The organism is Paenibacillus sp. PL2-23 (genome assembly GCF_040834005.1).
Classification (GTDB): Bacteria; Bacillota; Bacilli; order Paenibacillales; family Paenibacillaceae; genus Pristimantibacillus.
In genome coordinates, this window is sequence record NZ_CP162129.1 from 205,207 (window position 1) to 226,911 (window position 21,705).

The following is a 21,705-nucleotide window of genomic DNA, read 5'->3' on the forward strand; positions in this document are numbered from 1 at the left end:
AATGTTAAATTGGTGGTGATCACATGAGACACCTGTATAAAATATTCCATGAAAGTAGTGCTAGCGAATTTAATAGGGTGTATGAAGAGAGATTTAACTTTTATTCAACCATGAGGCTTGGCTTACATATTAAACCTATGGACCAGACCAATTTTTATGAATTATATTATGTTCCCACAAACAGAATGCTAAAAATGATCACCGAGCTTTATAGCATTTCAATGGATTTTGAAACGACCTTTAAGACACTTCCAAATGTAGCACAAAAACAATTTATTATTGAATGTATTTCGGAGGAGTTGTATAACACAAACGAATTAGAAGGAATAAGAAGTAATAGAGAGGAGATCGTTAGAAGCACCAAGGATGTTCTATTTAACAGGAAATCAAAAAAAAGATTCGAGAGTATGATTAAATCATATTTCCGACTACTTGATCATTTTGAGTATCCGAAAACATCAAAGGATATTAGATCAATATATGATGATATTACACAAGGGGAAATTGACTCGCAAGAGCTTCCCGACGGAGAAATTTTCAGAAAGGATATCACATATATTTTAAAGAAATCAGGAAGCGGAAAAGTCATACATCAGGGAATTACACCAGAATCAGAGATCATTGCACTAACAGAAAAATTGTTGGATTTTATGAATAATGACAATGTTGAAATACCCCATATCATCAAAGTGGCAGTAGGACATTATTACTTCGGATTTATTCATCCATTCTATGATGGGAATGGGAGAACATCTAGATTTATTAGCAGTATGTATTTGGCAAGAATTTTGGGCAATATATCCACCTTGTCTTTATCAAGAGGTTGTAACAAATATAAAACGAAATACCTTGAGGCTTTTGAAATTTCCAATAGTATTAGAAGTAGAGGGGAAATGAACTGCTTTATTGATATCTTTTTAGAAATAGTAATAGAGGCTCTTAAGCAGATGAACGCTGAATTGAAAGAAAAGAACCATTTGTTAAATATGGCGCTTAGAAAAATAGACGGCGATCCTCAGTTAGGTGAAATGCCAAAGGGCCACAGAGAAATGATGTTCGTCTTGGCACAAAATCATTTCTTTGATTCTAGTAGTGGATTAACAATAGGGGATCTGTCGGAAATCTTGGAAAAATCAGCAGCAACAATCAGAAAAATTGTTAAGGATCTGCTCGAGATGTCGCTGGTAGAACAAAAAGGAGAAAGACCAGCATATCTCTGCGTTAGGAGAAAATACTTTGAAGAAGCAAGGCATGTTGAATGAGGGATGTCGCTTCTTATTATAATCCGTACCCGTCATAACGGTGCATGAGATGTCGGATGCACAGCGCGAAATCTTGATATTCTGTACCTGAAGGGAGGTCGTTAAAGTGAGTGGGCTGGCGAATCTGAATCGAGCATTGGAGTATATTGAAGAGAATCTTGCCGGGGATATGGATGTGAGGGAGGCAGCCAGGTTTGCTTGCTGTTCGGAGTACCATTTCTCAAGAATGTTCTCGTTTCTTGCAGGCATCACGTTGTCGGAATACATCCGTCGAAGACGACTAACGTTAGCGGCGTTCGAGCTTCAAGCGGGAAATGGGCGAATTCTGGATATCGCGGTGAAATACGGCTATAGCTCGGCTGACGCGTTCTCGAGAGCCTTTCAAGGTTTGCACGGATTCGCGCCCTCTTCGGTAAAATCCCAGACCGGGTCTATTAAAGCCTACCCTCGAATGACCTTTCAATTAACCGTTCAGGGAGGAAGCGCGATGAACTATCGTATTGTAGAGAAGGGACCCTTTCGGATCGTGGGGATCACAAGAAGGGTACCCATCCAGTTTCAAGGGGTGAATGCGGAAATTGAATCCATGGCTAAGAGCTTAACACCGGAGGACATTGCGAAGCTGAAAGCACTTTCGGATACGGAACCACGGGGTATGATTCAGGCTTCGGTGAATTTCTCGGAGGAACGCATGGAGGAAAAGGGCTCCGTAGATCACTATATCGGGGTAGCGACGACAAGCGGGGAATGCCCCGAGCGGTTTGCGAAGTTGGAGGTTTCGGAAGCGACCTGGGCGGTCTTCGAAGCGGTCGGTCCCTTTCCGGAGACGCTGCAGAACGTCTGGGGACGCATCTACTCGGAATGGTTCCCCTCCGCGAGTTACGAGCTGGCCAGTGGGCCGGAAATGCTGTGGCATGAGAGCAAGGAGTTCTCTTCGTCTTCTTTCCGAAGCGAAATTTGGATACCTGTAGCTGTGGCTAAGTAATCAAAAAAAGGCTGACTAGTATTCAATAATCCGCCTGTATTCTGGTTGCATAGCGATCCGGAATACTCAACCGCTCAAACAAGAACCGTTTTGTGGGCGAATTCATACATTGGTTTTGTATAAACCTATATGGAGGGATTTCATTGAATAATAGGGTTCCAGCATCTGCAACGCCTCAGATGACAATGGGAATGCATCAGCACATGCAACCCATGCAGACCATGCACCAGCCGATGCAGGTCGTTGTCGTTGAGCCTTACGTGTACGCAGCCTTACGCAGTCTGATCGGAAAAAGAGCGGTTCTCGATACGGTTCGGGGCTCAGTGAGCGGGACGGTAGCTGACGCAAAACCGGATCATGTTGTCATTCAAGAAAGGGATTCGACCTTCTTCGTTCGCTGCAGCGAGATTGTCTGGATCATGCCGGAAACAGGCAACTAAGATCAGGAGCACCTATAGCGCCTGTCAGAAATAGAACGTAAGGGGCTTGCAGGGCTGGAACTCTAATAGCTTCCAGAAAATTAGAGAATGTTAAATGTAATGGAGGGCTATCCCGTAAAAGGATAGCCCTCTCATCTTACCATCACAGACAGCTCGGTGCACGCACTCCATGTACGGCAATAATTCGCACACATCCCGCCCAGCCCTATATTTTCTCAACTCCCCGCCCAGTCCCGCCGAAGCGAGAACATCTCGCGCAGCGCATCCGTGGACAGCTCGGTGATCCAGCTCTCGGAGCTGGTGATGACGTTGTTGCTGAGCTGCTGCTTGTTGTCCAGCATCTCGTCGATGCGTTCCTCGAGGGTGCCGAGCGAGATGAATTTGTGCACCTGTACGTCGCGCGTCTGGCCCATGCGGTAGGCGCGGTCGGTGGCCTGGTTCTCGACGGCGGGGTTCCACCAGCGGTCGAAGTGGAAGACGTGGTTCGCCGCGGTCAAGTTCAGGCCGACGCCGCCGGCCTTGAGCGAGAGGATGAACACGTTCGGCTGCTCCGATGGCGGCAGGTCGCGGGATTGGAACCGCTCCACCATCCGGTCGCGCTGCGTCTTCGGCGTACTGCCGTTCAGGTACAGCACGGGCTCGCCCAGCTCGCGCTGCAGCACATCCTGAATCATCTGGCCCATGCCGATGTATTGCGTGAAGATGAGACAGCGCTCGTCTGACTCGCGAAGCTCCTTCACCATTGCCAGCAGCCTCTCCAGCTTGGAGGAGCGGGCGACGATCGCCTCCGTCGGCAGGGGGCCATCCTCCGCGTCCAATTCCATCTCCTCATCCAGCAGAGCGGGATGGTCGCATGCCTGCTTGAGCCGCGTCAGCGCGCCAAGTATTGCGCCTTTGCGCTGAATACCGTCAAGCTTCTTCAGCTTCTCCATCAGCTCCTTAACGCAATTATCGTACAGGGCAGCCTGCTCGGAGGTTAGCGGAACATAGGTTTTCATCTCGTTTTTGTCCGGCAGATCGAGCTGGATGGCGGGGTCCTTCTTCTTGCGGCGCAGCATAAAAGGCTTCACCAGCCGCTTTAATTCCGCCGTGCGGCGCCCGTCCTGCTCGCGCTCGATGGGGCCCGCGAAGCGCTCCTGGAACGCCTTGGCGGACCCCAGATACGTGGGCACGGTGAAATCATAGATCGACCATAGCTCCGCCAGGCGATTCTCAATCGGCGTCCCGGTAAGCGCGATGCGATGGAGCGCCGGGAAGCTCTTGACCGCCGCGGCCTGCTTGGTCCCGGCGTTTTTAATATTCTGCGCTTCGTCCAGACAGACGGCGCCCCATTGGAACGCGGCCAGCGTCTCCTGGTCGAGCGAGGCGGTAGCGAAGGAGGTCAGCACGACGTCCACGCTGCGTGCCTGCTTCCGGAACGCGTCTCCGCTCTTGCGCCCGGAGCCGTAATGCATAGCTACCCGCAGCGATGGGGCGAAGCGGGAAATTTCCTTCTGCCAGTTGCCCAGTACCGACGTAGGGCAGACGATAAGCGAAGGGAGCCGCATGTCCTCGTCCGCCTGCTCCTTGGCGTGCAGCAGGTAGGCGATTAACTGGACCGTCTTGCCGAGGCCCATGTCATCGGCGAGACAGGCTCCCAGCCCGAAGCGGCGGAGAAAAGCCAGCCAGGAGAACCCGTCCTGCTGGTAGCTGCGCAGCTGGGCGCGCAGACCGGCGGGGGGATCGATCCGAGGCCATTCGCTCTGCTGATTGATCTTGGCGAACAGCCCCGTCAAATGCGCATCTAGCTCAACCTCAAGCTCTACGCGGGGAGAAGAGGCCTCAGCTGTCATCGCGCTGACGTCAGTTCCCGCGCCGTCAGCTCCGCCCTCCGCGTTGCCCTGCGAGAGCAAATGCAGCTGCAGCACATCCTGAAAGCTCAGCCCTTGGCTCTTGTCCATGCCTTCCATCATACGGCGGATCTGGGCGATTAAAGCCGGATCCAGCACGATCCAGCGGTCCCGGAACTTGACGAGCCGCTCCCCTCGCGCAAGCAGCTCGTCGAACTCCGCCTCGTTCAGATCGGCGTCTCCGATGGAGATGCGCCAGTTGAAGCTCAGTATCGCCTCCAGCCCGAATAACGACTTGCCGCGGCCTAGTTGCTTGGTCTTGGCCTCCTCCTCCGACTGCACCGCCGCGCGCAGCTTCGGCTTCTTGCGGCTGGCAGCCTCCCACCATGCCGGCAGCAGCACCTGCCAGCCGGCTTCGAGCAGCCGGCGGCTGTCCTCGTTCAGGAAGCGCCAGGCCGCCTCGTCGTCAAGCGGCTTGCCGAGCACGTCCTCGCCGCGCGACAGCCGAGCATGCGGAAGGCTGGCCCGCAGCCGCTCCAGCCAGCCGGCCGAGCGGCTGCGGACGGCTTCCGTCCAAGCGTCGGGCCACTTGCCTGACGCCGAGCCATCGTCGCCGAGCCGCACTCTGCGGAGCTTGGCGGGATCGCTTCTGTCCTGCAGCACAAGCCGCAGCCGCCAGCGGGAGTACTCGTCGCCCTCCCACGGCTCCATAAGCTGCAGCAGGGGACGGAACGGCGCCACATCCGCCTTCCAGCCAATCTGCACGAGCCAAGTCTCGTCGTCGAGTCCCACCGTTGCGGCCGCCGCGTTCTCGCGGGCGAACAAAGCCGGGAATTCCCGGCGCAGCTCCGCCTCGTCCGGCTCCGTGCCATAGAAGCGGCTCGTTACAGCCGCCGAGAAGGCCGCCATTAACCCGTCGCGCGCCTCATCGCTCCAGCTGCCCAGCAGCTGCTCCAATTCGTCGCGGCGCGACTGCCCGAGGGTGGCTTCAATTGCCGCCGCGTCCCAGCTCCAGCGCAGAGAGCCTCCCCGGTAAGCGGCAAGGTCGGGCGCGTACAGCCCTTTCTCCATGCACTCGCCGAGGAGCGGCGCCAAAGCGGCCAAGCGCGCGGCATCGTCCTCCCATTGCCACTGCATATGCGCCAGCTGCTGTCCCGAAGCGAAGAAGGTTATGACCTCTTCGGCAGGCAGCACAACGGCTTCGACCTCCCCGACCTGGACGAGCTCCAGCTCTGTGCCGTAGAAGGACGGCTCATGCCAAGCGAACAGGCGGTGCTTCAGCTGCAGTCCGGTCCACTCCCGCAGTGAGTCCGGGTCCGCGAAGAACAACGCGTCGCCAGCCGACGTCAGCACCATACGAACCGCGATGGTATCCAGGTGATAGCGTGTAGTCGTTGTCATGACAGCAATCCTCCCCTCCGAAGCTCCTCCTGCAGAGCCCGCAGCCGACTGTTGCGGCTGGCGAATGTCTCGATATAAGCCTCCCACCGCTGCTCAAGCTTCAGCTTCTTGTACAGCTTGGCCAGCCGTTTGAGCAGCTTGACCGCCCGCTTGTAGCCGTCGCGGTTCCTTAAGAGCACATATTTCTCCACGCCTTGGTGGTAAAAGGGCAGCAGCGCTGCCGGCGCTTCCTTCTCAATGGGCTGCAAATCCTTGGCCCGAAAGTCGAGCGGATCGCTGCCTTGGCTGAGCTGATAGTCGATCCACTCCCGGTAGCGGCCATAGCGCATCAGGCTCTCCTCGTACAGACTGCTGCAGTAGGGAGGCAGGCTCGCGATTGCGCTCCACATTTGCTCCTCCGCCTCCGGCAGCTGCTGGACAACAGCCTCCCAGAAGCGGCCATATTCCGTCAGGCTGCCGGAGCTGCGCCCCGCTAGCAGGCTCCCGCAATGGCTTAGCCAAGCGGCCAGCCGGGTCCAGTCGCCGTTCTCCTCCAGCAGCTGCAGGAGACGACATACATGGCCGGGCTTCAGTCCATGCCGCTCTGCGGCATGCAGCAGCCGCCAAGCCTCTTGATCCTCCCCCAGCCAGAAGCGCATCCAGGCGAGGGCGACAAGCGGGAAGAGCGTGTTTGCCTTGGCGGCTCCCTCAGCTAAATGCGCGAGCTCCTCCTTTAAGAGCTTCAAGAGACGAGGCCTGTCCGCAGCGGAGGATAACAGAATCAGCCACAGCTCAACGTAAATGTCCAGATAGGCGGGCGGAACCCCTGGATTCGCAAGCGCAAATTCACGTAGGTATGAAGCCGTCTCCAGCAGCCGATCCTGTTGCTGAACCGCGAGCTCCGGAGGCAAGCCATTCTGGAGCTGCCCCTGGATGGTCTCCAGCGTCTCGGCTGCCGCCATCTGAGCGAAGTAGCCTAAGTGGCGTTCGGTCGTTTGCTTGCGGAGCAGGAACAGCCCCACGTTCAGCTCGAACAGCCAGGCCTCCTCCGGTGTCAGCTCCGACATGCTGGGGCGCACCAGGCTGCGCACCTCGTCGCTGTAATGGCTTTCGTACGGGGTGCTTGCCGCATGCCGCGCGCAGCCGGCGATCAGATCCTGCCACTGGACGACGCTTAGTCCGATCGGTGAAGTTCCATTTATTTGAGCCATAATGGCAGAAATTCCTTTCCTTAACAGGGTGGGATTGATGTTGGTGGTAAAGCGTGTTACTCTAACAGCGTTAAGCGCAAGCTCTGCGTACATCTAATAATAGCCATTATCTCAGGGATAAAGAAAGGTCAATCTTATGATAAAAGTCGATAGCTTATCCTTCTCGTTTCCGCAAAAGGAGCTCTATCACAACGTTTCATTTACGCTAGAAGACGCGCAGCATTGCGCGTTTATCGGAACAAGCGGCAGCGGAAAAAGCACGTTAATCGATATATTGAGGGACCCGGAACGTTATCTCTATGATGGGACAATAGAGCTGGACCCCGATTGCTCAATGGGATACGTGAGTCAGTTCCCGGAGCTGGACTACGCCAACGAAACCACCGTTTTCGAATATATAGGCGAGCCCTTTATCAAGCTTCAGCAGGACATGCAAGCCATCTGCGTAGAAATGGAAACCTCAGCGGATATCGAGCCGCTGCTGGAGAAGTACCAGCTCGCTCTGGACGCTTGGGATGCCATGGGCGGGGATGACTACGAGAACAAGATTCATAAGGGCCTAAATGCGGCAAACCTGATGAAGCGAAGAGACTGTAAGGCAGCTGATCTGAGCGGCGGGGAATTCAAGCTGGTTCAAGTGATGAAGGAAATGCTCCATCGTCCCGACATGATTATTATGGACGAGCCGGATGTATTTCTAGACTTCGACAACCTCAATGCGCTCAAAGACTTGATTAATTCGTACAAGGGCACCCTGCTTGTCGTGACGCACAACCGCTATCTGCTGAATCATTGCTTCAACAAAATCTTACACCTTGAAAACACGGAGATTCAAGAGTTCGATGGGCGATATATCGAATATAGCTTCTCCTTGCTTCAGGCCAAGGTCGAGCTGCAGGAGATCGCAGTTGCCGAGCAAGAGGAGCTGGATCGTAACGATACGATTATCAACCATCTCAGAGTGGTCGCCACTTATAATTCCAACGCCTCCAGAGGACGAGCGTTAAAGGCTAGAGTTCGATTCCAAGAGCGTCTGGAAGCGCGCCGGATTAAAGCGCCTTTTGTTGAGATTAAGCAGCCCCGTATCAGCTTTGAGCTGGATCATAAGGTGAGGGACGCTCCTGCTGTAAGGGTTCGTGAGTATAGCGTTGGCTTTGATGAGCTGCTTCTGGACAAGGTTAGCTTCGACATCCAATCGACGGATAAAGTCGCGATTATCGGAGCCAATGGCACGGGGAAAACAACCTTGCTGCGTGATGTCTTCCATCACAATCATCCCTCCATTACGATCAGCAGCGATGCGAAGGTGGCTTATCTCTCTCAGTCTCAAGGGGAAATGCTGCAGGACGCCTATACGATATTTGAGGAATTTATCGATGCAGGCTTTCCAACCTACGAGGAGATTGAAGCGTATCTGTCCAGCTACGGCTTTGAAGGAGAGGTCCTTCAACAACGAATCGGCTCACTATCCGGCGGCGAAAAAAATCTGCTGCAGCTGGCTAAGATTTCGGCCAGTCAAGCTAACGTCCTGCTGCTGGATGAGCCGACCAGCCATCTAGACACCTACGCGCAATTAGCGCTGGAGAAAGCCATTGAACAATATCAAGGCGCCATTCTTATGATTTCCCATGATTTCTATTCCGTTGTCAACGGCATGGATTATGTGCTCATGATTGAAGACAAGACCATACGGAAAATGACTTTGCCGGCGTTTAGAGAGATGATCTATGCGAGCCACTTTGATCAAGGCTACTTGGAGATGGAGCAACAGAAAAAAACGCTCGAAATGGCCATAGAGCGAGCGTTAGAGGCTACGAATTTCGAGCTTGCCAAAGGACTGGTGGATGAGCTGGAAGCGCTGATTCAACGGCTTTAGGCAGTAGGGAGGGACGCGCATGGACCATCATTCGAATCGGAGCAAGGGGCAAGAGCCTGAGCATGGGAATGACGACCCGTATGGTGACGAGGAGTGGGACTTTGAGCCGGACGAGGAGGAGGACGGGGACGACGACGGAGGTTCATCAGACAAAGGGCGGAGGTGGATCAGCAGGTCGATTATCGTCCTGCTTGTGGCCGCTCTAGTGGGCAATATATTGGCCTTCTGGCCGCAAATCTACAACATGAAGACGATCCCTCTCTTGTTCGGGTCGAAGCAATTATCCAGCCAAGCCGATATCCAGGGCTACAAAGAAGCGGTTGTGACCGTCAGCACGGGGAGCAGCAAGGGCACCGGCTTCCACATCGGCGGCGGCTATATGGTGACCAACTATCATGTTATTGATGACAGCGGCTATATCATCGTGCAATTCCCGGAGCAAAGTCAGACCTATACAGCGGAGCTGGCGAGCAGCGATCTCGATCTGGATATCGCGATATTGAAGGCGGACATCGGGGAGCAGCGGCTGCCGTTTATTGAAGTCGAGCGGGGAGACCAGCCGCGGAAGTGGGAGCCGGAGGAACCAATCTATGTGATTGGCAATCCGCTTTATTTGACACAAATCGCCATCGAAGGCTCTATTATTGGCTTGGTCCCCATCCAAGGCCGGGAGACGCCAGTCATGGCTCTTGATGCGCCGGTCTATAAGGGCAACAGCGGCTCTCCCGTCATCAACAGGAATGGCAAAGCCATCGCCGTTGTATTCGCCACTGCCGATGTCATGCATCAGGGCCAAATGATCGAGGCGGGTCTGGCTGTACCGATTGCGGATATGGAGGGGCTGCTGGAAAAGTGAAAGAAGAAGCGTCGAAGACCTTGAACCATGTCCTCCGACGCTTCCCTTATAAATCTTGGATCCTTAGTCCCATCCGCTACTTAAATATAGGATATGTCTGCTTTAAAATCTCATCGGTATGCACTCTAACGTTTTTCACGATGGTATTGTTCAATTGATTATAGAATGCGTGGTTTTTGTGGTTGGGCATAAAGGTTCGTTCCGTCTTGACCATTCGATCGGCAGCCTCATAGAAGTCCCTGTAGACCGACAAATACGTACATACACATATAGCTGCTCCAAGACACGCGCTGCTGCTGCTTTGGCGCCTATGCACAGGCAATCCGAAGAGATCCGCAATGATTTGCATCAGTACATCGCTTTTAGAGCCCCCGCCAATGACAACCAAATCGTTCAGCTTCACACCTAATTCCTCTAGCATATCATCCATATTATTTTTAATATTGAAGGAGATCGCTTCCAGGATGGAACGGTAGATGTGGTATTTGGTATGCCGCTGGTCGAAGCCGATCATGATGCCTTTTCTATAGGGGACAGATGACGAAGGCAGCCAGTCAAGAATGGTAATCAGACCGTCACTGCCTACAGGAACATCTTGTGCCTTCCTATTCAGATATTCCTCTTCCGAAATATGCAGCGCTTCCGCATGAGTCACAAGCTCTTCGCCAATAAGCTTCTTGAACCAGCTTACGGTCCACATCCCACGCCGGATTCCATTGGATTCATACACATATTTAAATGGAATACAGGCGAGCGTAGGGAAGAAATGGCGAGCGTGGTCATAATAGTCATGTCTAAACAGCATCGAGGAAATAAAGGTTCCAAGCGAGATCATAATGGAGCCTTCGTCCTTCACTCCGGAGCCCAGTACCTCCACAGCTTTATCATTGGCTGTCGCTACCACGGGTATGTCATGACGTAATCCCCAAGCAGAAGCCCATTCCGGGCGCAGCGTTCCAAGCTTCTCTCCCGGCTTGACGAGCTCGAATAACATGTCTCTTCTCAAGCCATTGGCTCTTATCACTTCATCGTCCTGGGACCAATCTAATGTGGTGCGGTCTAATGGCCAGTGAACCTCATAATTGGCAGCCGTATCCTTCCTTTCACCTGTCAGTCTGAAGCCTAGATAACCAGAGGTTGTCGTGACAAACTTCACTTGCTCATCCGTATGCTCATAGGGCCTATTCAGCCTGACGTCCATCCAGCTTATCACGGGATAAGCTAGATGGCCTTCTTCATTCAACAAGACACGGCAGCATCTAATGGTACACAAGCCAATTCCAGCAATGTGCTTAGGATCGCCTGTGAAATTAGCAAGACAGTTTTGAATGCCACCATATACACTGTCCCATAAATCATCATCAGGATGGATCACGACACCGGGTTCGGGAGATAAGGTTTCCTGTAGCTGATGGGAGCCGAAAGCCACTTCATTGCCTTCTAGATCATAGATCGCTACTTTTGTACTTTGTGAGCCATTATCAATCCCCATTACATACTTGCTCACAAAATCACCTCAGTTTTGCCCCGTTATATATTTCATTCCTTCTTCTTGGGGGAAAATAGTGCCAAAGTTCATGATGCCGTTCGGATCAAACGCTTCCTTTAGCTTTTGCAGCATATAGTAAGCCGAACCATGCTCTTCTAGTGTCCATTGAGTGCGATATTTGCCAATCCCATGGTGATGGCACATGGAGCCGCCAAGCTTCAAGGTTTCTTCGATAATGATCGCATGGATGGGATGGTGATAAATGCGCATCTCATCCTCCGGAGCGCAATTAATATTGTAGTTGTATACAAAGTACATATTGGTTCCATTGATATAGCTATGCGAGGAGTGTCCGCCCAGCATGGTGATATCTTCGAACCGGTCAAACTCGTTTTTTACCCTGTTCATCACATTGTGATAAATCTTAATAATGTTCTCCCAGTCAGCGGATACCTCGGTTGTAAAACCATCGTGCTTGCTGTGATCAACCATTCTCTGGAATTCATTGTCGATGGATTGCTGCGTCCAATTCAAGTGGCTGAACCATTGCTCAATGAAGTGGTCCTCGACCTTTTCGATGACGCCATCCTGGAATTTAGCAACGGCTGCTTCAATGGCTTCTACAGTTGCTTTCACAATGCCTTGCGGTCCTTCTGACATGAAGATTAATACACATTTGTTGTTATAGAAGTGTGAAAAATGCTGCTGTGCATCTTCTTCGGAATAGACACGCGCAACCGAAGGCCTAAAGCCGTTTACAATGACTTCCCTCAAAATGTTGATGCCTGTGTCAACATCTTTCAATAGATAGCCATGGAACACATTATTTTCAGGGTAGTATTTAAATATTTTCACCGTCACTTCTGTGATATAGCACAGCGTTCCTTCATTACCGATTGCAATATGGCGAATATCCGGCCCGCCAGCTCTTCGCGGAACATTTTTGATTCTGGAGATGTGTCCGTTAGGAAATACACATTCCAGTCCCACCACCATGTCTTCAATGGCGCCGTACAGAGTGGAGAACTGGCCAATACTTCTTGTTGCCAGGAGTCCGCCATATTGCGCAACTGGCTTTGACTGTGGGGAATGCCCAGTCGTATACCCGATTTTACGCAATTCATCCTCTAACGTTTGCAGAACCACACCGGCTTGTACGGTCGCTTGCATATTATAGGGGTCAATCTTGATAATGCTGTTCATCTTGGAGCCATCAATAACCAAGGTGGTTTCCTTCCAGTTTTCAAGCCCGCCTTCTGTGGCCGTCTTGCCGCTTCTAGGAATCACATTGATGTTATGCTCATTGCAGAACATCAACAGGGACTGTACTTCTAATGTGGTGTACGGATATACAATGGCGATCGGGACTGGGACATCAAGCGCTTTTTTGGCTTTTGCATATTTTTTATAACGATCTGCCGCTGCGTCGTAAAGCGCTTTCGTATCTGTGTTGATTTGCTCTGCTGGAAGCATGGACTGCAATTCTGTTAGCAATTGTTCGTTGTTCATGAGATTCATTTCCCCTTTATTCTGAAGTTATCTTACCAAGTAGCCGCCATCCACGTTGATCAAGGTGCCATTGATATAATTGGAAGCATCAGAAGCAAGAAATACGACGGCGCCCATCAAATCTGAAACATTTCCCCATCGATTGGCCGGAATGTGGTCCAGGATTCGTTGATTGGCTGCCTGGTCAGCTCTTGTCGCTGTTGTCAGCTCGGTCGCAAAGTACCCAGGCGCAATCCCGTTCACTTGTATATTAAATTGTGCTAATTCATCACAATAAGCTTTGGTGAAGCCTGCCAAGCCATGCTTGCTGGCAGCGTATGCTGGCGACCATTGCCCTCCAAGGTAGGAGAACATGGAGCACGTATTAATGATCTTTCCGCTATTTTGCGGAATCATGTACTTAGCTGCTTCATGTGATAATTCAAAGCAAGCTGTTAAATTAAGCGAGATCATTTTGTCCCATTGCACTCGTGTAAACTTGGTGACATCCGGTTCATTGATACACATACCGGCGTTATTCATGAGAATATCTATTTTTCCATATATTCTGATGCATTCTTCAATAACCTCTTTGCAGACATCATCCTTTGTAATGTCAGCAAGCATAAGGTGGTACTTCACATTTTCTGCTTCGATCAAGTGCTTCGTGACATCATGGTCATCCGCTATGCTGACGGCAAAGATGTCCGCCCCCGCTTTCGCAAGTGCAAGCGCAAAGCCTTGCCCCAGCCCTGAATTTCCTCCAGTAATGATGGCAACTTTACCTTTGAGGCTGAAGAAATCCATTGAGAAGTTTTTGATATCGTTGTTCATTCTTGCACCTGCTTTCTCAATACTTGGTTCACACACTCATCTTATCACAAAAAAATTTGAAATCAACGAAAATTTTCTTTTTAATGCGTATATTTTGATTCAAAACGGAAAATTTCTAGATTTTGATGGGTCCCGAACGACTGGAATGATCTTGACAATCATGCCCGCTAGCCTAAAATGAAGGATAGAAACGCTGCAGCAACCCATTCCGAGAGCTCAGAAAAGAGGGAATATGTTAAATATAAGTGTAAGTAAGCTAAGCAAGCCTGAGCTTTCGATTCACAACAAAATGGCTGAGGCTATTGAACAAAATCACAACATAAAAATATTGGAAGCAGCCCAGTTTTGCGATGTCTCTCCATCTAAAATATCCAAGCTTGTAAGAAAGCTAGGGTTTGAAAATTTCAAGCAATATAAGCAATATTTTGGAGGCCAGGCCATCGCCTCCGGGAATAAGAAGAGATCCAGCGAGCTGGAGAGACTTCAACATTTTATAGAAAGCTTTAATCCCGCTCTGATTGATCAGTTCATGGAAGTGTACCAAAGATACAATAAAATCGTCTTATTCGGCCTCGGTCCATCCTTTTTTTGCGTGGAATATTTTTCATATAAGCTTGCCCCATTATCGGATAAAAGTATTTTTGTGACCCAAAGTCAATCGTATGCACAAAATCTGGTGGATAAAGAAACGCTTTTGATCGTTTTTTCGGTAACGGGCAAATTTGATTCCTTTGAAAGCCTGTTTCATCGAGCGAAATCACGCGGAACAGCTATTATGCTCATTTTGGAAGAGTACGATGGCTCCTTAACCTTCGAAGCTGACCATCTATTTTACCTGACAAAGTCAACTCAAAATGAGGAGCTGCTGCCCTTTGAAAAAACGCGTACCGTATTTTTTATCTTTATCGAAGAAGTGATTGCCAGATTCATGTCAGAGAGAGCGGACACATGAGAGTAGGAATCATGTCTTAAATGCGCTAATGGCATCCTTGAGCTCCACAGACATACGGCTCAGACTACCGGACGAGACGGTGATTTCCTCCATGGCGCCAATCTGATGCTCGGTCGTATCCGCGACATGAAGGGAGCGAAGAAGCGATTGCTGGGCGATGCTTGTCAGCTCGGCCAGCGAGGCGGCGAGCTGCTCGGAGCCTGCCGACATCTGCTGCGCAGAGGATGCAATCTCTTGAATATCGGAGGCTACGCTCGAATTGGCAGCCTTAATACGATCAAACGATTCACCAGCGCGTTCGACGAGCTGCATACCTCGTTCAATCGCATGTACGCCTTGCTCCAATACTTCCAGCACCGAACGAGAATCGGTATGGATGAGCTTCACCAGCTCGGCAATCGATTCCGACGAGTCCGCGGATTTGTCGGACAGCTTCTTCATCTCATCGGCCACGACGGAGAAGCCGCGCCCCGTGTCCCCCGCGCGAGCCGCCTCGACGGAAGCGTTCAACGCCAGCAGCTTCGTCTGCGTCGAAATTTCGTTCAGCATGGCCAGTATCGTATTGATCTTGCTGAGCTTTCCGCCTAGTTGATTCATGGCGCTGCAGGTTAGGTTGATGGAGTCTTGGATGGAGCCCATTTGCCCAATGGCAGAATGCATGTCCTCGCAGCCTTGCTCAGCCTCTGCCTTAGCATCAATGGCAGCTTGTGAAGCGTCCTGTGTCGCTTCCGCAATTCGACCAATGACAATGCTTATCTCGGACATGGCGACAGCATTGTCGTTCATGCTTTCCGTCTGCCTTCGGGTGCCTGCGGCGATCTCTTGACTGGAGGCAGCGATTTCTCCCGTCGCCGTGTTCATTAAGCGGGCGCTTGCGGACAGCTCATAGGAAGATGATGAGATGTGTCCGGCATTCTCATGTACTTTGCCCACGATTCGCCGCAGGTTTTCAACCATGCCATTCATCGCGGCTGCCAAGCCGGCTATCTCGTCCTTGGTTTCAGCAATGATCGGCTCCCCTCTCAAATCGCCATTGGCGATGGAATGAATTCGGTTAATGATGCGAATAATAGGTCGAACAATCGACTTCGCCAGATAGAGGGCGGTGACCGTTCCGGTCAATATACTGATGACGGTCAGAATCAAAACGGTGAATTGGTTGCTTTCCAAGCTATGGATAAGCGATCGTTTATTTGTATTGATTTGCTCATATGCGGAGGAGGCTAATTGATCGAAGCCGGTCATCAGCGCCATGGCTGCGGGCTCGGACCTTGTGTTCAAGTATTCCATTGCTTTATCGATATTCCCGGAAGCATACGCGGGGAATACATCCCCTTCCACCATCACGCGCCACTCATCGTTGAGAGCGACAAGCTTTTTCGCATCCTCGGATGGATGCAGCACTAGCAGCTTCCTTTGCAAGGCTTTGCTTGTTTCGGTATACCTTCTGAAATCTTGCAGAAGCGCGCTGTCGCCGAGCAGGGCGTAGCCGCGGACAATCGCCACGCGCTGCGATACGTTTTTGGACAATTGCTCGCTGACGGTGATGAGCTCCAGGTCCCGTGTCACCATTTCATCAACTTGCTTCTTTCCGATATCCATGCTGATTGCGGCTGAAGCTCCGGATATGGCTAGCAGGATAAGGACAACAGCGAAACCAAGCAGAATTTTGCTCCTCAAATGTTTCATCGGGGGGACCTCCCAGTTGTTGGTTTCAAGCCTCCAAAGAGTATAGATGTGTTATTCTCATGATAGGAAAACGGAAAGCGCTTGCATAGATTTGGGAGTGCCCAAAAATGCAACACTCATGTTGAAAAATGATACAATTAAAAGAGCAAAAACGATGTAAGAAGCGATTGTAGACATGGGATGGGCGGTGTACAATGCTGATATGAAAATGACGCGAAAATTTCTCCTTGTTGTCATGCTGATTCTCATTCTGCCGATTGTGGCGATCCACCAAGGCATCGTCCGTTATTCGGAGACCGTCATGAAGGCCAATATTGTCGAAAATAATGAGATTATGGCCGAGCTGATCGTCAATCGGATGAACAGCGAGATGAATGATGTCGTGTCCCAGCTGTTGCTTGTGGCAGGCCTTCCAGACCAGCAGAGGCTCAATCTGTCGACGATGTATGCCCGGGCTAAGCAGGCCATCTCCAAAAGCACCGTCATCCAGTCGATTTATTTCCTCGATACGGGCAAGCGCATGCTGTTCGAAGCGCCGTTCCAGCCAGAGCTTGCGGATAGGAGCTTCGAATATCCAAAGTTCGAGCATGTCAGATGGAGCTACACCTACGTTGTATCCGGTCTCATCTCTAATATTCGAATGGAAGAGGCTGTTACCGTAGCGATTCCCATCTTCTATGACGACCGCCAGTTTCAAGGTGTGCTCGTGGCGGAATTAAGCCGCAATTTCTTGTCCAACATCTTAAGAAGCACTAGCGAGACGCGTGAAGGGTTCAGCTTTATCATCGACGACGAAGGCAAGGTGATCGCTTCTACAAGCGATGAGGATTGGAATCGGGATTTCTCCAGCGAGCCAATCGTTCAGCTGCTGCTGAAGGGCGATTCGGGCTCCGTTGAGGAAGCGTACCGGGGCACGCGCAGCGTCATGACGTACCAGACGATGCGCGAGAATTGGGGACTGGCTCTCGGAGTTCCGGAGCAGGTTGCCTTCTCTACCGTGCAGACTCTATCGAAAGCGCTTACGTATAGCTTTCTCGGCATCTTTGCCCTGATCGGCTGCTTGATATTCGTAGGGGGCAGGCAGATCGTCGCTCCGATTCTCAAGGTGACGAAGTTCGCCCAGCGCATTCAGAGCCAGAAGGCGCCGATGCCACTGCCAGAGCCGATGATGAAGAGGAAGGACGAGCTCGGCGAGCTTCTGCGGACGTTCCATGATATGAACAACCGGGTGGAGCGAAGCCATCGCTTCCTGCAAGATATTATCGAGGGCATTCCCTATGCGCTCATTACGTTAGATGCGGCGGGACAAATTACCCGGGTGAACGGGAAGTGGGTCGAGCTCTTTGGCCTATCGGAAGCGGTATGGGAAGGGAAGCGGCTGGCGGAGCTGTCCGGCTTCGAGTTTCTGACGGCAGAGCCCTCCGTCGGAGAGAGGGAGGTCACGTGGTCAGACGGAAATGGTGCGGCCCGCGTCCTGAATGTCGTCATCGCTTCCTTCTACGACGGGCTGCTCGCAGTCGTTCACGACATGTCCCAGATCCGGATGCTGGAAGCCCATGTGAAGCAGAGCGAGCAGCTTGCGCTAATCGGACAGATTACGGCCGGCATTGCGCATGAGCTGAAGAATCCGTTGGCCGTGCTGTCCAGCTCCTCGGAGCTGCTGCGGGAGGAGATTGAGCTTCATCCCGATTCCGAATGGGTGCCGACGCTCGTGCAAGACATTGACAGCGAGATCGCTAGGATGACATCCATCGTCAACGAATTTCTGACGCTGGCGAAGACGAAGAAAGAGGCTGACTCGCTCGTTCGGCTCGACGACCTGCTGAAGCGGGTGCTGCATTTGCTCCGCATCAAGTTTAACGAGCTGGGCATCCAAGTGCGGTGCCGCTTCCCGGAGGAAGTGCCTGATATTATCGGGAAGCCTAACAAACTGATTCAGGTTATTCTGAACCTTCTCGTCAACAGCATGGAAGCCATGCCCCGAGGAGGGACGATTGAGATCCGAATCCGGAGGTCGGACGGAGAAGTAAGCGTAGAGATCGAGGATGAAGGGGAAGGCATTTCGGAGGAGCATCTGCAATGGCTGTTCAATCCTTTTTTCTCGACCAAAGAAACGGGGAACGGGCTTGGCTTGTCCATTGCCCGCGACATTATGAAAGAACACGGCGGCAGCCTGGAGATGCGCAGTGAGAAGCATAAGGGAACGACGGTGATCTGCCGGTTCCCGATTGGCTCGAAGGGGGATAATGTATGACGGTGCCTGGTATCCTGATTGTAGATGACGAGATCAAGCTGTGCAGGAATATCGCTCTGAAGCTAAGACGGGAAGGTTATACCGTTTACGAGGCGTACGATGGCAAAGCAGCTATTCGAAAGCTTCAGCAGCACTCCATACGCGTCATGATTTTGGATTTTATGCTGACCGATATGACGGGTCTGGAGGTATTGAAGACGGCCAAGGAGCTGTCTCCCGATACCAAGGTTTATATGCTGACAGCTTACGGCAACGTAGAGAACGCCGTGCTGGCCATGAAATGGGGCGCTTCGGATTATTGGAATAAGCCGTTTGATTTGAAGAAGCTGGCAGAGCATGTGATGGATGCTTACCGTTCTCAGGACGACGCGTCCGGCGAGGTCGTGTTTAGAAGCCCTAAGATGGAGGCGATCAAAGGTATTCTGGACCGGATCGTGACAACCAACGCGCCGGTGCTTCTGTTAGGGGAAAGCGGAGCCGGTAAGACGATGCTGGCGAAATGGATTCACGATCATAGCGGAAGGCGGGATCAGCCGTTTCTGCATGTCAATTGCGACTCCATGCCCGAGGGCATGCTGGAGCGCGAGCTGTTCGGGTGGTCGGGCAAGGCTTTCGCGGCGGAAGGAGGCACGCTGTTCCTGGACGAAATCGGGAGCCTCACTCCGCTTAATCAAGCCCATCTCTATCGTATGCTGAAGGATAAGAGCTTGTTGTCTGCCGATACACAGGAGCGAAGAGAAGTCAATGTGCGGCTTATCACCTCGACTCGCGAGAGGCTCCCGCAGCTTGTGAAGGAAGGGCGCTTCCGTGACGATCTTTATTATATGCTCAACCTGGTGGAGCTGGAGCTTCCTCCGCTGAGAGAGCGCAAGGAGGATATCCCGCTGCTCGTCGAGCAGAAGCTTGCGCAGCTGAACGCGAAGTATGGCAAGCCTCTGAAGATTTCGGAGGAGCTGATGCTCATGCTGGTCGAGATGCCTTGGCTAGGCAACATTAACGAGCTGATGAACGTGATCGAACGCATGCATTTGCTGAAGGTGAACGGCGCCCTTCATGCAGAGGATCTGCCGGCCTCCTTGCTGGGTCACTCCGCCAGAACGGTCGATGGTCTTCAGCTGGAAGGAAGATTGTACGATGTGCTGGAGGAAGTGGAGGGACGTATGATTGTCGACGCGCTAGAGAAGACAGGCGGCAATCAGAGCCGGGCGGCAGAGCTGCTTGGCATATCGCGCAATGCGCTGATTTACAAGATGAAGAGGATTGAGCGATGAAGAAGCTTGCGGCTGTGTTGGCTGCGTTGACGCTGCTTGTGCTGCTTGCCTTCATATACCAACACGAGCGGGGAACGCCGGACAAGCAGGGAAAGCCGCAGCTCTCTGAACCAAAAGGCGAGATTACGCTCGGCTCGAAGTCGCTGACAGAGCAATATTTGCTCATGAAGATGAGCGCCCTTCTGCTCAGGGACAAGGGCTATAAGGTGAACGAAATGGTGTTTCTGGACAGCCAGGCGGTTCGTTCGGCCATGGAAGCGGGCGTGGCGGAGCTGTATTGGGAATATACAACAACGGCCAGAATTTTCTATCATAAAAACGAGCCGCTGTACGAATCCGAAGAGGCATTCCGAGAGGTTGCCCAGACGGATGCGGCCAAGGGCATCGTATGGCTAAGCAGAAGCTCGTTTAACAGCAGCTGGGCGCTATTCATGCGCAAGGATATTTCCGAGCGGCTTCGTATTTACAGCATCAATGATTTGGCGGAATATATCCGCACTCAGCATACGGGGATGAAATTCGCTACGAATGCCGAATATTTGACGCGGGAGGACGGGCTTGAGCGGCTGATGGACGTTTACGACTTTCAGCTTCCCGTAAGCCAGGTCGTCGCGATCGAATCTGATCTGCTGCCGCAGGCCGTCAAGGACGGGCGTGTGGACGTGGCCGTCGGCATGGCCTCCGATCCTCGTATTCAGAGGAATAACCTTGTCCTGCTTCTGGACGACAACAGCGTGTTCCCGCCTTACGAGGCCGCGCCGGTCATTCTGGAGAAGACGCTGACGCAATATCCGGATATTGGGGAGACGATTGAGCGTTTGACGCCGCTCATTACGCAGGAGAACATGCTTGATCTTATGTATAAGGTCGATATTTTGCAGAAGGACATTACGAAGACGTCTCGGGATTTTCTCGTGAAGCAAGGACTGTTGAAGCCCTAGAACAAGACAAGCATGAAGCCGGATCTCAAAGATCCGGTTTTTTCTTGTCTTTAAGCATATGTAAGCGCATTCGTAAACCCGTTTCATTGCCCATTTTTTTTACACCGTTTTGCGAAATGATTGCGCAGCAGACCGTCTGTGCAAGGCGCCGCACAATGTTCATAATGAAACTCATAAAGCTGACAGCGAGGTGAAGAGATGAATAAATTCGCGATTCAACGGCGTTCCCGCATTATCGAGAGCATCGACCTTCTTCCGCAAGAGCCTGGAAATGGCGCCGGACTGGATATGGGGGCCGTCGGACGGTACGAGGGTGAATCGACATGAACTATTTGATCGATAATCCCGACAAAGTGATGCCTTTCTTCTGGGAGCATCTCTCCCTGACATTCAGCTCCCTGCTCATCGCGCTCTGCATTGCCTTGCCGCTCGGCTTCCTCATCACCAAGTATAAGAAGCTGCAAGCTCCCGTAACGAGCGTGCTCGGCATTATCTACACGATTCCAAGCATGGCGCTGTATGCGGCGCTGATTCCCTATACGGGGCTTGGCGTCACGACGGCAACGGTTGGACTGGTCGCTTACGCGCAAATGATCCTCGTGCGCAACGTCATCGCCGCGATGAACGGGATTGATCCCATGATGATTGAAGCGGCGAAAGGCATGGGGATGAGCAAGGCTCAGATCCTGTTCAAGATCGAAGTTCCGCTCGCCTTACCCGTCGTCATTGCGGGCATCCGGGTAGCGACTGTATCCATTATCTCGATTGGAACGGTGGCGGCATGGATCGGGGCAGGGGGGCTCGGCAGACTGATCTATCAAGGCTTGAATCACGATCACACAGGAAAGATCGTGGCTGGGACGGTGACCATCGCCATTCTGGCGATCGGGGCTGATCTCTTGTTCCGAGTCATTGAAAAAATACTCAGCCCGAGAACGACTTAAAGGA

General features: G+C 51.8%; 17 protein-coding genes. 11 read left to right on the top strand and 6 right to left on the bottom strand.

Going from position 1 to position 21,705, the window contains the following annotated elements; translation table 11 throughout:
• The first annotated feature begins 23 nt into the window (after positions 1–23).
• The 3 genes from AB1S56_RS00955 (at position 24) to AB1S56_RS00965 (ending at position 2,687) form a co-directional block, all read left to right on the top strand.
• Positions 24–1,262, top strand: a complete 1,239-nt coding sequence (locus tag AB1S56_RS00955; protein ID WP_340871596.1) for a Fic family protein — start codon at positions 24–26, stop codon at positions 1,260–1,262.
• A gap of 106 nt (positions 1,263–1,368) precedes the next feature.
• Positions 1,369–2,247, top strand: coding sequence for an AraC family transcriptional regulator (locus tag AB1S56_RS00960; RefSeq protein WP_340871597.1), 879 nt, complete (start codon positions 1,369–1,371; stop codon positions 2,245–2,247).
• Positions 2,248–2,390: 143 nt separating this feature from the next.
• Positions 2,391–2,687: a YuzF family protein gene (locus tag AB1S56_RS00965; RefSeq protein ID WP_340871598.1), complete on the top strand. Its 297-nt coding sequence runs from the start codon at positions 2,391–2,393 to the stop codon at positions 2,685–2,687.
• A gap of 215 nt (positions 2,688–2,902) precedes the next feature.
• On the opposite strand, the gene AB1S56_RS00970 is transcribed toward AB1S56_RS00965, so the two are convergent.
• Positions 2,903–5,917: a DEAD/DEAH box helicase gene (locus AB1S56_RS00970; RefSeq protein ID WP_340871600.1), complete on the bottom strand. Its 3,015-nt coding sequence runs from the start codon at positions 5,915–5,917 to the stop codon at positions 2,903–2,905.
• Positions 5,914–7,107, bottom strand: a complete 1,194-nt coding sequence (locus AB1S56_RS00975) for a hypothetical protein (protein ID WP_340871602.1) — start codon at positions 7,105–7,107, stop codon at positions 5,914–5,916. The genes AB1S56_RS00970 and AB1S56_RS00975 overlap by 4 nt, the downstream gene beginning before the upstream one ends.
• 136 nt (positions 7,108–7,243) lie before the next feature.
• On the opposite strand from AB1S56_RS00975, the gene AB1S56_RS00980 reads away from it, so the two are divergent.
• Entirely contained in the window at positions 7,244–8,983 is a 1,740-nt protein-coding gene (locus AB1S56_RS00980; RefSeq protein WP_340871605.1) for an ATP-binding cassette domain-containing protein, read from the top strand.
• 19 nt (positions 8,984–9,002) lie between these two features.
• Positions 9,003–9,839, top strand: a complete 837-nt coding sequence (locus AB1S56_RS00985) for a serine protease (RefSeq protein ID WP_340871606.1) — start codon at positions 9,003–9,005, stop codon at positions 9,837–9,839.
• Positions 9,840–9,915: 76 nt separating this feature from the next.
• Here the strand turns inward: AB1S56_RS00985 and AB1S56_RS00990 are convergent, their stop codons facing one another.
• From AB1S56_RS00990 to AB1S56_RS01000, 3 genes are read right to left on the bottom strand one after another with little or no spacing between them, the layout of a single operon-like run.
• Positions 9,916–11,331, bottom strand: coding sequence for an FGGY family carbohydrate kinase (locus AB1S56_RS00990; RefSeq protein WP_340871647.1), 1,416 nt, complete (start codon positions 11,329–11,331; stop codon positions 9,916–9,918).
• Positions 11,332–11,355: 24 nt separating this feature from the next.
• The gene (locus tag AB1S56_RS00995) at positions 11,356–12,837 is read right to left on the bottom strand and encodes an FAD-binding oxidoreductase (protein WP_340871607.1); all 1,482 of its coding nucleotides are present in this window, start codon (positions 12,835–12,837) and stop codon (positions 11,356–11,358) included.
• Between the two features lie 27 nt (positions 12,838–12,864).
• Positions 12,865–13,650, bottom strand: a complete 786-nt coding sequence (locus AB1S56_RS01000; RefSeq protein WP_340871609.1) for an SDR family NAD(P)-dependent oxidoreductase — start codon at positions 13,648–13,650, stop codon at positions 12,865–12,867.
• Positions 13,651–13,882: 232 nt separating this feature from the next.
• Between AB1S56_RS01000 and AB1S56_RS01005 the strand changes: the two genes are divergently transcribed.
• Entirely contained in the window at positions 13,883–14,602 is a 720-nt protein-coding gene (locus AB1S56_RS01005) for an SIS domain-containing protein (RefSeq protein ID WP_340871610.1), read from the top strand.
• A 9-nt stretch (positions 14,603–14,611) separates the two neighbouring features.
• On the opposite strand, the gene AB1S56_RS01010 is transcribed toward AB1S56_RS01005, so the two are convergent.
• On the bottom strand, positions 14,612–16,291 hold the full coding sequence (locus AB1S56_RS01010) for a methyl-accepting chemotaxis protein (RefSeq protein ID WP_340871612.1): 1,680 nt from the start codon (positions 16,289–16,291) through the stop codon (positions 14,612–14,614).
• 202 nt (positions 16,292–16,493) lie between these two features.
• On the opposite strand from AB1S56_RS01010, the gene AB1S56_RS01015 reads away from it, so the two are divergent.
• From AB1S56_RS01015 to AB1S56_RS01035, 5 genes are all read left to right on the top strand, one after another.
• On the top strand, positions 16,494–18,545 hold the full coding sequence (locus AB1S56_RS01015) for an ATP-binding protein (RefSeq protein ID WP_340871613.1): 2,052 nt from the start codon (positions 16,494–16,496) through the stop codon (positions 18,543–18,545).
• Positions 18,542–19,816, top strand: coding sequence for a sigma-54 dependent transcriptional regulator (locus AB1S56_RS01020; protein WP_340871614.1), 1,275 nt, complete (start codon positions 18,542–18,544; stop codon positions 19,814–19,816). The genes AB1S56_RS01015 and AB1S56_RS01020 overlap by 4 nt, the downstream gene beginning before the upstream one ends.
• Positions 19,813–20,757 carry a glycine betaine ABC transporter substrate-binding protein gene (locus AB1S56_RS01025; protein ID WP_340871615.1) on the top strand — a complete coding sequence of 315 codons (945 nt, stop codon included), beginning with the start codon at positions 19,813–19,815 and terminating at the stop codon, positions 20,755–20,757. Before AB1S56_RS01020 ends, AB1S56_RS01025 begins: the two co-directional genes overlap by 4 nt.
• 198 nt (positions 20,758–20,955) lie before the next feature.
• A complete protein-coding gene (locus AB1S56_RS01030; RefSeq protein WP_340871616.1) occupies positions 20,956–21,084 on the top strand; it encodes a hypothetical protein in 129 nt (42 codons plus the stop codon).
• Positions 21,081–21,701 (top strand): ABC transporter permease, encoded by a 621-nt coding sequence (locus tag AB1S56_RS01035; RefSeq protein ID WP_340871617.1) that lies wholly within the window; start codon positions 21,081–21,083, stop codon positions 21,699–21,701. The genes AB1S56_RS01030 and AB1S56_RS01035 overlap by 4 nt, the downstream gene beginning before the upstream one ends.
• The last annotated feature ends 4 nt before the right edge of the window (positions 21,702–21,705 follow it).

Bases quoted from the DNA above. Each gene is read 5' to 3' on its own strand.
- AB1S56_RS01025 (WP_340871615.1), top strand. From the start codon at position 19,813: ATGAAGAAGCTTGCGGCTGTGTTGGCTGCGTTGACGCTGCTTGTGCTG.
- AB1S56_RS01005 (WP_340871610.1), top strand. From the start codon at position 13,883: ATGTTAAATATAAGTGTAAGTAAGCTAAGCAAGCCTGAGCTTTCGATT.
- AB1S56_RS01015 (WP_340871613.1), top strand. From the start codon at position 16,494: ATGAAAATGACGCGAAAATTTCTCCTTGTTGTCATGCTGATTCTCATT.
- AB1S56_RS00975 (WP_340871602.1), bottom strand. From the start codon at position 7,107: ATGGCTCAAATAAATGGAACTTCACCGATCGGACTAAGCGTCGTCCAG.
- AB1S56_RS01000 (WP_340871609.1), bottom strand. From the start codon at position 13,650: ATGAACAACGATATCAAAAACTTCTCAATGGATTTCTTCAGCCTCAAA.
- AB1S56_RS00955 (WP_340871596.1), top strand. From the start codon at position 24: ATGAGACACCTGTATAAAATATTCCATGAAAGTAGTGCTAGCGAATTT.
- AB1S56_RS00970 (WP_340871600.1), bottom strand. From the start codon at position 5,917: ATGACAACGACTACACGCTATCACCTGGATACCATCGCGGTTCGTATG.
- AB1S56_RS01030 (WP_340871616.1), top strand. From the start codon at position 20,956: ATGAATAAATTCGCGATTCAACGGCGTTCCCGCATTATCGAGAGCATC.
- AB1S56_RS01010 (WP_340871612.1), bottom strand. From the start codon at position 16,291: ATGAAACATTTGAGGAGCAAAATTCTGCTTGGTTTCGCTGTTGTCCTT.
- AB1S56_RS00985 (WP_340871606.1), top strand. From the start codon at position 9,003: ATGGACCATCATTCGAATCGGAGCAAGGGGCAAGAGCCTGAGCATGGG.
- AB1S56_RS01035 (WP_340871617.1), top strand. From the start codon at position 21,081: ATGAACTATTTGATCGATAATCCCGACAAAGTGATGCCTTTCTTCTGG.
- AB1S56_RS00990 (WP_340871647.1), bottom strand. From the start codon at position 11,331: ATGGGGATTGATAATGGCTCACAAAGTACAAAAGTAGCGATCTATGAT.
- AB1S56_RS01020 (WP_340871614.1), top strand. From the start codon at position 18,542: ATGACGGTGCCTGGTATCCTGATTGTAGATGACGAGATCAAGCTGTGC.
- AB1S56_RS00995 (WP_340871607.1), bottom strand. From the start codon at position 12,837: ATGAACAACGAACAATTGCTAACAGAATTGCAGTCCATGCTTCCAGCA.
- AB1S56_RS00980 (WP_340871605.1), top strand. From the start codon at position 7,244: ATGATAAAAGTCGATAGCTTATCCTTCTCGTTTCCGCAAAAGGAGCTC.